This is a genomic window from Pantoea sp. C1E2 (assembly GCF_056491465.1).
This window is the reverse complement of record NZ_JBSZHT010000002.1, coordinates 95,664-109,175: the sequence shown is the minus strand read 5'-3', so window position 1 is coordinate 109,175 and position 13,512 is coordinate 95,664. Positions and strand designations below refer to the sequence as shown.

The window sequence follows — 13,512 nt, the reverse complement described above, 5'->3', positions numbered from 1 at the left end:
TGAAACTTACGCTTTACGCTGCTCAGCGCGTGCGACCGGTTTTTCTGTTTTGCTGGCTTCCGCCACGTTGGCCGGCAGATTACGGCCAATCAGTGAACGGTAACCAAAGGCTCCGAGGCAAGCACCCACCAGTGGGCCAAAAATCGGAACCAGGAAATAAGGAATATCTTTGCCACCGGTAAACGCCACCTCACCCCAACCTGCGATGAAGGCAAACAGTTTAGGACCAAAGTCACGCGCCGGGTTGAGTGCGAAGCCGGTGAGCGGGCCCATCGAACCACCGATCACGGCAACCAGCAGACCAATCAACAGCGGAGCCAGTGGACCACGTGGTACACCGTTGCCGTCATCGGTCAGCGCCATGATCACCGCCATCAATACCGCCGTAATCACCATCTCAACCAGGAATGCCTGACCGACACTGATGTGTGGGTTTGGATAGGTAGAGAAGATGCCGGCCAAATCGAGGCTCTGAACGCTGCCACGCACCATCTGATGGCTTGCTTCGAAATCAAAGAACAAATTGTAGTAGAGACCATAAACCAGCGCCGCCGCACAGAAGGCACCGGCAACCTGCGCCAGGATGTACGGCAGAACTTTGCGACCTTCAAAGTTAGCAAACAGGCACAGCGCGACTGTTACCGCTGGATTCAGATGCGCGCCGGATACGCCAGCACTGAGATACACCGCCATGGAGACGGCGAGACCCCAGATAATACAGATTTCCCACTGTCCGAATGCAGCACCGGCCAGTTTAAGCGCAGCCACACAGCCTGCACCAAAAAAGATGATCAAACCGGTGCCGAGAAACTCGGCGATGCACTGACCTTTTAGTGTGTTCGTTGTCTGACTCATAATGGTATTCCTGAAGCGAGGTTAAATTTTATCAGTTTTTGTTCTCAATCCATGAGTCACCCAGCTCTTATGTAGGGCTGATGTGAATTTATCGTTAACGAGCATAAACGAGAAATAGCGAAATCGAAATATGTGTACTCCGTCATAAAAATGCGCGTTTTCGCGTCTTTTACCTTTCTTTAAGGCCCATTAACCCTGCTTTACCTAAGTCCAATACCGTGACCGCGCGCAAAAATGCGCGATCGTGAGCGTTTTTTTAAGCATTAACTGAAAAGTGTTACAGACTGCCCTTGCAGGCCTTGTGCCGCTGGACTTGCGGGGTGTGGCTACATACAATCGGGACATCGTGGCTGGACGCACCATAACAAGGCAGTCCCAGCACCATCAACGCCTTGCAAGAGATTTAGGAGAGGTCATAAAGATGTCATTTGAAGTGTTCGAGAAACTGGAAGCGAAAGTACAGCAGGCGATTGATACCATCACCCTGCTGCAGATGGAAATCGAAGAGCTGAAAGATCAGAATAATACGCTGCGCAATGAAGCCAGCCAGGCTTCCGGCAACCAGGATGCACTGGTGCGTGAAAACCAGCATCTGAAAGAAGAACAGCACGTGTGGCAGGAGCGTCTGCGTGCACTGTTGGGAAAAATGGAAGAGGTTTAAGCGTCTTTGCTTAAACCCATGACGGGTGCTGCGGCACCCGTTTTTGTTATGGTTTACTCGATATCGAGGGCGTCTTCCGACAGAATGATGCCGGTGTTATCCGCATAAAGGTGGTCTCCCGAGAAGAAGGTCACACCGCCAAAGTTTACGCGCACGTCACTTTCGCCAATACCTTCACCCGCAGCACCTACTGGAATTGCCGCAATCGCCTGAATACCAATTTCCAGCTCTTCCAGATCGTCAACCTGACGAACGGAGCCGTAAATCACCAGGCCTTCCCACTCGTTTTGCGCCGCCAGCCGTGCCAGTTGCGCATCGACCAGTGCACGACGCACTGAGCCACCGCCATCAATCACTAACACGCGACCCCGGCCATTCTCTTCCAGCAGATCGTAAAGCAGGCCGTTGTCTTCGAAACATTTCACTGTGGTGATTTGCCCACCGAATGAGGTGCGTCCGCCAAAATTGGAAAAAAGCGGTTCAACCACGTTCACTTCTTCATGGTAGATGTCACAGAGTTCGGAAGTATCGTATTTCATGAGGGTATCGTCTGTTTGCCACAGGAGCGGTAAGTATATCGCTATCTGACGATTGTTGGCAAAATCATCACCCGCTAAAAAAAGCGCTGCATCAATATCCTGCGTAAAAAAATGCCCGGCAGTGGCCGGGCAGCGGATAACGATGGAACCTTTACAGAATAAAGCGGCTGAGATCTTCGTCGGCCACCAATTCATCCAGATGCTTGCCAACGTATTCAGCATCAATGGTGATGGAATCGCCGTTGCGATCGCTGGCGTCATAAGAGATATCTTCCATCAGACGCTCAAGCACGGTGTGCAGACGACGTGCGCCGATGTTCTCGGTAGTTTCGTTCACCTGCCATGCGGCTTCAGCAATGCGACGGATAGCGTCTTCAGTGAAATCAATATTCACCCCTTCGGTGCCCATCAGCGCTTTGTACTGTACGGTCACAGACGCGTTTGGCTCAGTCAGGATACGTTCAAAGTCATTCACGGTCAGCGCCTGCAGCTCAACACGAATCGGCAAACGGCCCTGCAGTTCTGGAATCAGATCTGACGGGCTCGCCACCTGGAACGCGCCAGAAGCGATAAACAGAATGTGGTCGGTTTTCACCATGCCGTGCTTGGTGGACACGGTGCAGCCTTCCACCAGTGGCAGCAGGTCACGCTGTACACCTTCGCGTGACACATCCGGGCCGCCGGCATTCTGGCCGCCGCGCTTACAGATTTTGTCGATTTCATCGATAAACACGATACCGTGCTGCTCAACGGCTTCGATGGCGTCTTGCTTCAGCTCTTCCGGATTCACCAGTTTTGCCGCTTCCTCTTCGATAAGCAGCTTCATGGCTTCTTTGATCTTCAGCTTGCGCGCTTTCTGCTTCTGACCGCCGAGGTTCTGGAACATCGACTGCAGCTGGCTGGTCATTTCTTCCATGCCTGGAGGGGCCATAATTTCAACACCGGCCGATGATGCCGCCAGATCGATCTCAATCTCTTTATCGTCCAGCTGGCCTTCACGCAGTTTCTTGCGGAATGACTGACGGGCAGCAGAGGGTTCTGCATTCTGTTCAGCCTGACCCCAGTTGTTTTTGGCTGGTGGGATCAGCACATCAAGAATGCGCTCTTCCGCCATCTCTTCGGCGCGGTATTTATTCTTCTCGATAGCCTGGCTGCGCACCATCTTGATGGCGGAGTCGGTCAGGTCACGAATAATCGAGTCGACTTCTTTACCGACGTAACCCACTTCGGTGAATTTCGTGGCTTCAACTTTAATGAACGGTGCGTTGGCCAGCTTTGCCAGACGGCGAGCGATTTCGGTTTTACCGACACCGGTCGGACCAATCATCAAAATGTTTTTTGGCGTGACTTCATGGCGCAGCTCTTCATCGAGCTGCATGCGACGCCAGCGGTTACGCAGGGCAATCGCCACGGCCTTCTTAGCGCCGTCCTGGCCAATGATAAAGCGGTTAAGCTCGCTGACAATCTCGCGGGGAGTCATCTCAGACATGATGTTTAGTCCTTAGCCTTAGACGGTAATTCTTCGAAGTTGATGTTGTGGTTGGTGTAGATGCAGATATCGCCGGCGATGTTCAGCGCCTTCTCAACGATATCGCGGGCACCAATGTCGGTGTTCTCGAGCAGGGCGCGCGCCGCTGCCTGGGCGTAAGGACCGCCAGAACCAATAGCAATCAGGTCATTTTCAGGCTGGATAACGTCACCATTACCGCTGATGATCAGCGAGGAGTTTTCATCAGCAACGGCCAGCAATGCCTCAAGACGACGCAGCATGCGATCGGTGCGCCAGTCTTTAGCCAGCTCGACCGCTGCTTTCACCAGGTGGCCCTGGTGCATCTCTAACTTGCGCTCGAACAATTCAAACAGGGTGAAGGCATCTGCGGTGCCGCCGGCAAAACCAGCGATCACTTTATCGTTGTAGAGACGACGCACTTTCTTCACGTTGCCTTTCATCACGGTATTGCCGAGCGTAGCCTGGCCATCACCGCCAATCACGACACGGCCGTTGCGTCGTACACTTACTATTGTTGTCACGGGCAGACCCCTTGTTGCAGTGGAAAAGGAACTTCGTGCACAGAGCACGAAGTATCATGCAACCAGATATGGGGTAGGTTTGGAGGGTTTCAACCCCGAGATTTGTCTTACTTGATATTGCAGATTCGTTAGCGAGGTGCGCTCACCCCTGTCACTTACTGATGTAAGCTCAGGGGATTCACGCACTTGCCGCGAGGCGAATGACTTAAGGTAAAGCGAGAGGAATGCAGCTTCCGTGTCCGGAGCTGTGTAAGCGTTTGACAGTGCTGTCAGCGCTGCTGCGGTCTTTGAACGGCCCGATAACTACGCGATTCCAGCCACCGCCGGTGGTAATGCGACTCTCAAAACCTTCAAAGGCCAGGCCAGCACGCACAGACTCTGCCTGATCGGTTCCTTTGAACGATCCGCACTGCACCATCCAGCGCTGCGAAGCGGCTTTCTCTTCCGGTTTCGCTTTTGCCGTTTCCTGCGGTTTCGGCTGTTGCACCGGTTCACGCGTTATTGGTGCAGGCTGCTGCTGACGCGTTGCCTGCTGTTGCTGCAACTGCTGTTGGCGCTGCTGCTGTTGTAACTGTTGTTGCTGGCGCTGTTGCTGTTGTTGCTGTACCTGCACCTGCACCTGCTGCTGACGTTGCAGAGTTTGCTGGCGCTGCGCCGGAGTTTGCTCGTTCCACGGCACTTCGTTCAGCTGCGTCGGTTGCTGGCGCATATCCGCCTGCATCTGCTCAAGCAGTTGGCGCTGCTCATCCGTCAGCTGTGCTTGTGATTGCACGCCACCACCTGCAGAAGGCTCCGTCGGCGTCGGCACGGTTATCTGGCGATTTTCCAGCTCTTTGATGTACTTCCAGCGCTCTTCCGGCTTAGGCGGAAGGCCGTTGCCGTTGGCTTTATGATTCGGAATGACCTCAGTCTCTTCTTTTTTATGATGAGAGATGAACCATAAACCACCGGCAAAGGTGACCAGCACGGCCACGGCCAGTACTATCATCAACTTTGAAGTGCCGGAGCCGCCTTTGCTTTTCTTGCTGCGGCCCGCTGCGGGTTTTTTGCGACGCGTCCCTGTTGAACGCCCGCGGCCTACATAATCTCTCTGTGCCACTTTCGTTCTGATACCCTTCAAAAAAATGCCAATGGGCGAAACCCTAATTGAGACGGGTGTAAATGTTCTGTTAATTGCCCGGCAATGAATGCGTCATGTTACTCAAGGGCTGGAACTTTGACCAGCACAGTCTGCCTTCAGAATCCGCTGAAAATGCACTGAAGCCTAGACTATTTTTCCCGTTTTGTGGCGGGAGCGGTGCTTCCACGCACGCGTAATTCCGCGTCGAGTAAACGTGAGCCGTTGTTGACACGTTTGCCCTGCAGTTCATCCAGCAACAGCAACATCGCCTCGCGACCAATGGCAAATCGCGGCTGTGCCACGGTGGTGAGTGGAGGATCGTAATACTGCGCCAGTTCGATATCGTCAAACCCCACCACGGAAAGATCCTGTGGAATGCGCATGCCCAGTTTTCGTGCCTGATTCATCGCACCCAATGCCATCAAATCGCTGTGACAGAAAATGGCTTTCGGTGGCTGCGGTAAGCTCATCAGCTGTTTCAGCGCATTGGCACCAGCTTCAAAGGTGAAATCACCGTGCACAATCATCGTGGGATCAATGGCGATACTGCTGCGGCGCAGAGCCTGAATGTAGCCTTGTAAACGATACTGGCTGAGCGGGATATGTTCTGGCCCGGTAATGCAGGCAATCTGGCGATGACCGAGTTGCAGCAGATGATTGACCGCTTCAAATGCCGCTGTCAGGTTATCAATGTGAACGGTAGGCAGGGCCATTTCCGGGGCGAATTCGTTGCCCATCACCATTGGCGGCAGGTTACGCTGATCTTCAATTCCCGCATCGAAAGGCAGTTGTGAACCCAGAAGCACCATGCCATCGATTTGGCGCGTCAGCATCAGGTTGAGAAAGGTTTTTTCCTGCTGATCCTGATGTGCGCAGTCGCCAATCAGCACCAGATAGCCCTCCTGCGCCGCTGTGACTTCGACGCCACGGATGATTTCGCTAAAGAAGGGATCGCAGATGTCCGGCACTATCACCAATATGGTTTGCGTTTCGCCGCGTTTGGCATTGCGCGCCAGCCCGTGTGGCGCATAGCCGACATCAATAACCGCTTGTTCTACTTTCTGCCGGGTGGCAGCCGAGACTTTTTCCGGGTTCATCAGCGCGCGAGAAACCGTGGCGGTAGACACGCCAGCTTTCTCGGCCACATCTTTCATAGTGGCAGCGGATGAAGGTTGCTTCTGGTCCAACGTATAACTCCTGACGCGGTACAGCGCATTGATTTTCAGACATTGCCGGGCTTCAGCCGGGATGGGCACTATTGATAACCCAACGTCGGGTGAGGTTGTTACTTAATTTGCATAAAAATTGTGACTTGTGCGACTTTTTTCGATCTGGCTCGCAGATGTCATGCGGCCTAACTCTCGGTGGGATCGATATCCAGCGTCCATTTGATTTTGCGCGCGGCGGGCAGGGTGGAGATCAGCGGGAGAGAACTGCTCAGCAGCTGTTGCAGGCGTTTGCGCGAGGGATGCTGGAGCAGCAGTTGCCAGCGCCAGCGTCCACTGCGTTTCGGTGCCAGCGCCGGAACCGGGCCCATCAACCACATGGCCTCATCTTTGAGCGGGCTGGCTTCCAGTAAATTGCGCAGCTGCGTGAGGAATTCGGCTGCCTGCGTATTATCCATGTCCTCCGCACGGAACAGCGCATGGCTGGTCCACGGCGGCAGCTGCACCGATTGGCGTTCCAGCAAGGTTTCTTCAGCAAAGGCGAAATAGCCGCGATGCAGCAGCGTCTGCAATAGCGGATGCTCGGGATGGTGCGTCTGCAATAGCACTTCACCCTGTTTGCCGGCTCGCCCGGCGCGGCCCGCTACCTGGGTATAGAGTTGAGCAAAGCGTTCGGCGGCGCGGAAATCGGCAGAGAATAAGGCACCATCGACATCCAGCAGAGAAACCAGCGTCACGTCGGGGAAATGGTGTCCTTTGGCCAGCATCTGTGTACCTACCAGAATGCGCGCACCGCCGCGATGTACATCCGCCAGATGCTGTTCCAGTGCGCCTTTGCGGCTGGTGGTATCGCGGTCAATGCGCGACACCGGCACGCCGGGAAAGAGCGTGCTGAGCTGTTGCTCCAGCTGTTCTGTGCCGACACCGACCGGCATCAGGTGCGTGGAACCACAACCTGGGCACTGGTTAGGCAGCGGGCGCTGGCTATCACAGTGGTGACAGCGCAGCTGGCGATGATGTTGATGCAGCGTGTAATAGCTGTCGCAGCGTTGACACTCCGCTAGCCAGCCGCAGTCATGGCACATCAATGCAGGCGAGAATCCGCGGCGGTTGAGGAATAGCAATACCTGATTATCGGCCTGCAGGTGCTGGCGCATTTTGCCCAGCAATGCGGGTGCAAGTCCGCCTTTAAGCTGCTGGCCTTTAAGGTCGATCAGCTGCTGTAACGCCGGTTTAGCATTGCCAGCGCGTTTAGTGAGATTGAGCTGTCTATACTTGCCGACGCGTACGTTGTGCAGGGTTTCCAGCGCCGGTGTCGCTGAACCCATCACAATCGGAATATCTTCTTCGTGGGCGCGGAACACCGCCAGATCGCGTGCCTGATAGCGCCAGCCTTCCTGCTGTTTGTAGGAGCTGTCGTGTTCTTCATCAATAATGATCACGCCTGGGCGAGCCAGCGGTGTGAACAGCGCAGAACGTGTACCGATGATAATCGCGGTTTCGCCACTGCGCGCCCGCAGCCACACCGCAAGACGTTCGCTGTCGTTGAGTGCCGAGTGCAGCACATCAATCGGCGCATCGAAGCGTTCACGGAAGCGAGCAATGGTTTGCGGTGTCAGACCGATTTCCGGCACCAGCACCAGCGCCTGTTTGCCGCGTGCCAGTACATTCTCTAACACGCTGAGATAGACTTCGGTTTTGCCCGAACCGGTAATGCCCGCCAGCAACCACGCTGCATAATGATCGTCTTCGCTGCGCATCGCGCCTACCGCCATCGCCTGATCGGTATTAAGACGCAGGCGATCGCCTTTGACGGCAAAGGTGGTGCGCCAGTCGTGCATCTGCGGCGCGTTTTCGCGCAGATCGCACAGCCCTTTGGCGCGCAGTGATTGCAGCGCTGCATCAGTGAGATCCTGTTCGCTGACCTGATGGCGATACAGAGGCTGCTGGCGCAGTGCCGCCAGCGCCTGCTGCTGTTTCGGTGCACGTTTCAGGCTCTCCATCGCCACTTCACGGCCAGCGTCGTTGACCACCCATTGCCAAAGCGGTGCTTCCTGAGCGGGTTTGCCCTGGCGCAGCAGTACGGGTAACGCATGACTGAGCACTTCGCCCAGTGGAGAGTGGTAGTAGCTTGCCGCCCAATGGAGGATGCGCCACAGCGCCGGAGAGAACAGGCTCTGATCGTCCAGCACGCTTTCCAGCGGTTTGAGCTGAGTCAGAGGCAGATCGCTGCTCTCTTTTATTGCCACCACAATGCCGATCATTTTGCGATTGCCAAACGGCACGCTGACGCGCACGCCCACCACCGGCTGCGGCGCATCGGCGGGCAGCAGGTAGTCAAACAGGCGAGGCAGCGGAACGGGCAGGGCAACCTGAACAACGGGCATGTCGATCTCTATCCGGTTCTGTAATAAGGAGAAGTAGTGTACACGCTGATACAACCAGCGGGTATCTGTCGTGACGATTTGCCTGATTCGGTTATTTTCTGTATACTATGCCGCCTTTGATGAGATCGCTCGTCAAAGATACACTTAATTATTAACCGCGTGTGGTGCTGTGCAGGTTCGCCTGGCATAGAGAGCGACACGGCCTTTTATGAGGTTCTCCCATGAAACAAGGTATTCACCCGAAATACGAAGCAGTGACCATCAACTGCTCTTGCGGTAACGTGATCAACACCCGTTCAACCATGACCGGCAGCCTGAACCTGGACGTGTGCGGCAAATGCCACCCGTTCTACACTGGCAAGCAGCGTGTTGTTGATTCTGGTGGCCGTGTAGATCGCTTCAACAAGCGTTTCAGCGTTCCAACCAGCAAGAAATAAGATTATTTGCCGTCGAATCTCCGGATTCGGAAGCAAGAAAAAACCCAGCCTTGGCTGGGTTTTTTTATTTCTGGACTCAATATTCCCAGCTATCGGGATCAATGCCCATCTCACGCATAATCTGTTTGGCTTCTTCTGGAATCTCATCGCTGCGTTCTTTGCGCAAATCGACATCATTCGGCAGAGGCTGCCCGGTGAAAGCATGCAAAAAGGCTTCGCACAGCAATTCGCTATTCGTGGCATGACGCAGGTTGTTCACCTGACGGCGCGTGCGTTCATCCGTTAAAATTTTCAGCACTTTCAGCGGGATAGAAACTGTAATCTTCTTAACCTGCTCGCTCTTCTTACCGTGTTCAGCGTAAGGGCTGATATATTCGCCGTTCCACTCAGCCATGGGTTACCTTAATCAATAAAAGTTGAATATGGGGAAATCCGTTGATTATGCCCGATTTTTCTGTGCCTGACCGCTTAAACTGCCGGTTTTATGCTTACGCATCGCTTTTCACAGGAAAGCGCGCTGAACACCAGGCGATGACGCGTAATTTTAGCGGGTATTGATGATTTGCTCAATCTATACGCAAAGACATTTAGATGTCCAGATGTATTGACGTCTATGCGCTGAATGTTATCCTGTTGCCACTTCTTATTACTCTTCAGGAACAGTAAGCACCATGACGCGTAAACAGGCAACCATCGCAGTACGCAGCGGTTTGAATGATGACGAGCAATATGGCTGCGTTGTCCCACCAATTCATCTCTCCAGCACCTACAACTTCCTCGACTTCAATGAGCCGCGTGCGCATGACTACTCACGTCGCGGTAACCCGACGCGTGATGTAGTACAACGCGCGCTGGCAGAACTGGAAGGCGGTGCGGGCGCGGTATTAACCAATACCGGGATGTCAGCGATTCATCTGGTGACAACCGTGTTCCTGAAGCCGGGCGATCTGCTGGTTGCCCCACATGACTGCTATGGCGGCAGCTATCGCCTGTTCGATAGCCTGAGCAAACGCGGTGCCTATCGCGTGAAGTTTGTCGATCAGGGTGACAAGGCTGCTTTGGCCGCCGCGCTGGCCGAGAAACCAAAACTGGTGCTGGTGGAAAGCCCAAGCAATCCGCTGCTACGCGTGGTGGATATCGCCGGCATTTGTCAGGCGGCGCGTGAAGCGGGGGCGATCAGCGTAGTTGATAACACCTTCCTTAGCCCGGCATTGCAGAACCCGCTGGCGCTGGGCGCCGATCTGGTGATCCACTCCTGTACCAAGTATTTGAATGGTCACTCCGATGTGGTCGCCGGTGCGGTGATTTCCAAAGATCCAGCCATGGCCACTGACCTTGCCTGGTGGGCGAATAATATTGGTGTAACCGGCGCAGCGTTTGATAGCTACCTGTTGCTGCGCGGACTGCGCACGCTGGCGCCGCGTATGGCCGCAGCACAACGTAATGCACTGGCGATTGTTGATTACCTGAAGCAACAACCGCTGGTGAAAAAATTGTATCATCCGTCTCTGCCGGAAAATGCCGGCCATGAGTATGCGGTACGTCAACAGCGTGGCTTTGGCGCGATGTTAAGTTTTGAAATTGACGCCGACGAAACGCGTCTGCGCCGTTTCCTCAAGGCGTTGGAACTGTTCACGCTGGCGGAGTCGCTCGGTGGTGTAGAGAGTTTGATTTCGCACACCGCGACCATGACGCATGCAGGGATGTCTGCGGAAGCGCGCGCGGCAGCGGGTATTTCGGAAACGCTGTTACGTATTTCTGTCGGAATTGAAGATCACGAAGATTTAATCGCCGATCTGGATAATGCATTCAGGATCGCAGCCGAGGGGTAAGCATGACGAGTTCAGCAGGCGCGGGAACGCCGACCAGGCAGTTGCACAAATTTGGTGGCAGTAGCCTGGCCGACGCGCGTTGTTATCAGCGTGTCGCCAGTATCATGGCGGATTACAGTCAATCAGGCGACTTAATGGTGGTCTCTGCCGCGGGCAGTACCACCAATCAGCTGATTAGCTGGCTTAAATTGAGCCAAAGCGATCGCTTATCCGCCCACCAGGTGCAACAGGCATTACGGCGTTATCACAGTGAGCTGATTGCTGCGCTGTTGCCTGCTGAATATGCTGAAACCCTGACCGCTGCGTTTATTCGCGATTTGGAACGTCTGGCGGCACTACTTGACGGCTCTATCACCGATGCGGTGTATGCCGAAGTGGTGGGGCACGGTGAAATCTGGTCGGCGCGGCTGATGGCCGCCGTGCTGAGCCAGCGCGATATTGAAGCTGCGTGGTTAGATGCGCGTGACTTCCTTCGTGCGGAGCGTGCGGCGCAGCCACAGGTCGATGAAGGCAAATCCTGGCCATTGCTGCAGGCGTTGCTGGCTCAACATCCGCACAAACGCCTGGTGGTGACCGGCTTTATCAGCCGCAGTGATGCGGGTGAAACGGTGCTGCTGGGCCGTAATGGTTCGGATTACTCGGCGACGCAGATTGGGGCGCTGGCGGGTGCCAGTCGCGTGACCATCTGGAGTGATGTGGCGGGGGTTTACAGCGCGGATCCGCGCAAAGTCTCGGACGCCTGTTTACTGCCACTGCTGCGCTTAGACGAAGCCAGCGAACTGGCGCGTCTGGCGGCACCGGTGCTGCATACGCGTACCTTGCAGCCGGTTTCTAACAGCGATATCGATTTGCAACTGCGCTGCAGTTATCAACCGGAGCAAGGCTCAACGCGTATTGAGCGCGTACTGGCTTCCGGCACCGGCGCACGTATCGTCACCAGCCACGACGATGTGTGCCTGGTGGAGATTCACATTCCCGAAAACCATGATTTTAAAACGCAGCAGAAAGAGATCGATCTGCTGCTTAAGCGCGCGCAGCTGCGTCCGCTGGCAATGGGTGTCCATCCCGATCGCCGTCTGCTGCAACTCTGCTATACCTCGGAAGTGGTCAATAGCGCTTTTAATCTGCTGCAGGATGCTGCACTGCCGGGCCATCTGCAGTTGCGCGATGGTTTAGCGCTGGTGGCATTAGTGGGTGCAGGCGTAACGCGGAACCCGCTGCACAGCCATCGCTTCTGGCAGCAAATCAAAGACCAGCCGGTCGAATTCGTCTGGCAGTCGGAAGATCACATCAGTATTGTCGCCGTATTGCGTGTGGGGCCGACGCAGCACTTGATCCAGGGTCTGCATCAGTCACTGTTCCGTGCGGAAAAACGCATCGGTCTGATGCTGTTTGGCAAAGGCAACATTGGTTCACGCTGGCTGGAACTGTTTGCGCGTGAGCAGGAAGGCTTATCGGCGCGCACTGGCTTTGAATATGTGCTGGCGGGTGTGGCGGATAGCAGCCGCAGTCTGTTGAGCTACGAAGGTTTGGAAGCCAGCCGTGCGCTCGCCTTTTTTGATGACGAAGCGGAAGAGCGTGATGAAGAGTCGCTGTTCCTGTGGATGCGCGCCCATCCGTTCGATGATTTGGTGGTACTGGATGTCACCGCCAGCGCGCCACTGGCACAGCAGTATCTCGATTTCGCCAGCCACGGTTTCCACGTCATTAGCGCGAATAAAGTCGCGGGCGCATCAAGCAGCCAAACCTGGCGGCAGATTCGTGATGCGTTCGCCAAAACCGGTCGTCACTGGTTGTATAACGCCACCGTCGGCGCTGGTTTACCGGTGAACCACACAGTGCGCGACCTGCGTGAAAGCGGCGACAGCATACTGTCTATCAGCGGTATCTTCTCCGGCACGCTATCCTGGCTGTTCCTGCAGTTTGATGGCACGGTGCCGTTCAGTGAGCTAGTGGATCAGGCGTGGCAGCAAGGCCTCACTGAGCCCGATCCACGTGTGGATTTGTCGGGTCAGGATGTGATGCGCAAGCTGGTGATTCTGGCGCGTGAAGCCGGTTATGACATCGAACCTGATCAGGTGCGTGTTGAATCGCTGGTGCCAGCGGATTGCGAAGACGAATCCATCGACCATTTCTTCGAGAATGCCGATGAGCTGAACGACCAAATGCTGCAACGTTTCGAAGCGGCACAGGAGATGGGTCTGGTGCTGCGCTATGTGGCGCGTTTTGATGCCAACGGTAAAGCCCGCGTCGGTGTGGAAGCAGTCCGTCCGGAACATCCGCTGGCCGCACTGCTGCCGTGCGATAACGTGTTTGCCATTGAGAGCCGCTGGTATCGCGACAACCCGCTGGTGATCCGCGGGCCGGGTGCCGGTCGTGATGTCACGGCCGGCGCACTGCAATCGGATATTAATCGCCTCGCACAGCTGCTGTAACCTGCCTTGTAACGCAGACGGTGCCCGCCGTCTGCGTTTTTTATCCCTT

Annotated in this window: 12 protein-coding genes; 4 read left to right on the top strand and 8 right to left on the bottom strand. The window is 55.1% G+C overall.

All coding sequences use genetic code 11. The annotated features are described in order from the left end of the window. Positions 1–6 precede the first annotated feature (6 nt). Positions 7–855: an MIP/aquaporin family protein gene (locus tag ACXI0A_RS00760; protein ID WP_224934974.1), complete on the bottom strand. Its 849-nt coding sequence runs from the start codon at positions 853–855 to the stop codon at positions 7–9. Positions 856–1,276: 421 nt separating this feature from the next. On the opposite strand from ACXI0A_RS00760, the gene zapB reads away from it, so the two are divergent. After that, positions 1,277–1,516: a cell division protein ZapB gene (zapB, locus tag ACXI0A_RS00755; RefSeq protein WP_034823745.1), complete on the top strand. Its 240-nt coding sequence runs from the start codon at positions 1,277–1,279 to the stop codon at positions 1,514–1,516. A 53-nt stretch (positions 1,517–1,569) separates the two neighbouring features. Here the strand turns inward: zapB and rraA are convergent, their stop codons facing one another. The 6 genes from rraA to priA form a co-directional block, all read right to left on the bottom strand. Continuing rightward, positions 1,570–2,055 (bottom strand): ribonuclease E activity regulator RraA, encoded by a 486-nt coding sequence (gene rraA, locus ACXI0A_RS00750; RefSeq protein ID WP_034823742.1) that lies wholly within the window; start codon positions 2,053–2,055, stop codon positions 1,570–1,572. A gap of 151 nt (positions 2,056–2,206) precedes the next feature. Beyond that, positions 2,207–3,544 (bottom strand): HslU--HslV peptidase ATPase subunit, encoded by a 1,338-nt coding sequence (hslU, locus tag ACXI0A_RS00745; protein WP_476150702.1) that lies wholly within the window; start codon positions 3,542–3,544, stop codon positions 2,207–2,209. 5 nt (positions 3,545–3,549) lie between these two features. After that, entirely contained in the window at positions 3,550–4,086 is a 537-nt protein-coding gene (hslV, locus tag ACXI0A_RS00740; RefSeq protein WP_100701986.1) for an ATP-dependent protease subunit HslV, read from the bottom strand. A gap of 205 nt (positions 4,087–4,291) precedes the next feature. Further along, a complete protein-coding gene (gene ftsN / locus ACXI0A_RS00735; RefSeq protein WP_476150703.1) occupies positions 4,292–5,185 on the bottom strand; it encodes a cell division protein FtsN in 894 nt (297 codons plus the stop codon). A gap of 170 nt (positions 5,186–5,355) precedes the next feature. Beyond that, positions 5,356–6,393 (bottom strand): DNA-binding transcriptional regulator CytR, encoded by a 1,038-nt coding sequence (gene cytR, locus ACXI0A_RS00730; protein ID WP_224934967.1) that lies wholly within the window; start codon positions 6,391–6,393, stop codon positions 5,356–5,358. Between the two features lie 167 nt (positions 6,394–6,560). Beyond that, positions 6,561–8,759, bottom strand: coding sequence for a primosomal protein N' (gene priA / locus ACXI0A_RS00725; protein ID WP_476150704.1), 2,199 nt, complete (start codon positions 8,757–8,759; stop codon positions 6,561–6,563). 221 nt (positions 8,760–8,980) lie between these two features. Between priA and rpmE the strand changes: the two genes are divergently transcribed. Further along, positions 8,981–9,196: a 50S ribosomal protein L31 gene (gene rpmE / locus ACXI0A_RS00720; protein WP_084935629.1), complete on the top strand. Its 216-nt coding sequence runs from the start codon at positions 8,981–8,983 to the stop codon at positions 9,194–9,196. Positions 9,197–9,272: 76 nt separating this feature from the next. On the opposite strand, the gene metJ is transcribed toward rpmE, so the two are convergent. Next, complete coding sequence (gene metJ, locus ACXI0A_RS00715; RefSeq protein ID WP_007885403.1) at positions 9,273–9,590, bottom strand: met regulon transcriptional regulator MetJ; 318 nt, start codon at positions 9,588–9,590, stop codon at positions 9,273–9,275. Positions 9,591–9,867: 277 nt separating this feature from the next. Here metJ and metB point away from each other — a divergent pair, with 277 nt between their 5' ends. After that, positions 9,868–11,028 (top strand): cystathionine gamma-synthase, encoded by a 1,161-nt coding sequence (metB, locus tag ACXI0A_RS00710; RefSeq protein WP_476150705.1) that lies wholly within the window; start codon positions 9,868–9,870, stop codon positions 11,026–11,028. 2 nt (positions 11,029–11,030) lie between these two features. Then, complete coding sequence (locus ACXI0A_RS00705; protein WP_476150706.1) at positions 11,031–13,463, top strand: bifunctional aspartate kinase/homoserine dehydrogenase II; 2,433 nt, start codon at positions 11,031–11,033, stop codon at positions 13,461–13,463. The last annotated feature ends 49 nt before the right edge of the window (positions 13,464–13,512 follow it).

Excerpts from the sequence above, each read along its gene's own strand:
- metB (WP_476150705.1), top strand. The coding sequence starts at position 9,868 with ATGACGCGTAAACAGGCAACCATCGCAGTACGCAGCGGTTTGAATGAT.
- metJ (WP_007885403.1), bottom strand. The coding sequence starts at position 9,590 with ATGGCTGAGTGGAACGGCGAATATATCAGCCCTTACGCTGAACACGGT.
- rraA (WP_034823742.1), bottom strand. The coding sequence starts at position 2,055 with ATGAAATACGATACTTCCGAACTCTGTGACATCTACCATGAAGAAGTG.
- priA (WP_476150704.1), bottom strand. The coding sequence starts at position 8,759 with ATGCCCGTTGTTCAGGTTGCCCTGCCCGTTCCGCTGCCTCGCCTGTTT.
- ACXI0A_RS00760 (WP_224934974.1), bottom strand. The coding sequence starts at position 855 with ATGAGTCAGACAACGAACACACTAAAAGGTCAGTGCATCGCCGAGTTT.
- rpmE (WP_084935629.1), top strand. The coding sequence starts at position 8,981 with ATGAAACAAGGTATTCACCCGAAATACGAAGCAGTGACCATCAACTGC.
- zapB (WP_034823745.1), top strand. The coding sequence starts at position 1,277 with ATGTCATTTGAAGTGTTCGAGAAACTGGAAGCGAAAGTACAGCAGGCG.
- ACXI0A_RS00705 (WP_476150706.1), top strand. The coding sequence starts at position 11,031 with ATGACGAGTTCAGCAGGCGCGGGAACGCCGACCAGGCAGTTGCACAAA.
- hslU (WP_476150702.1), bottom strand. The coding sequence starts at position 3,544 with ATGTCTGAGATGACTCCCCGCGAGATTGTCAGCGAGCTTAACCGCTTT.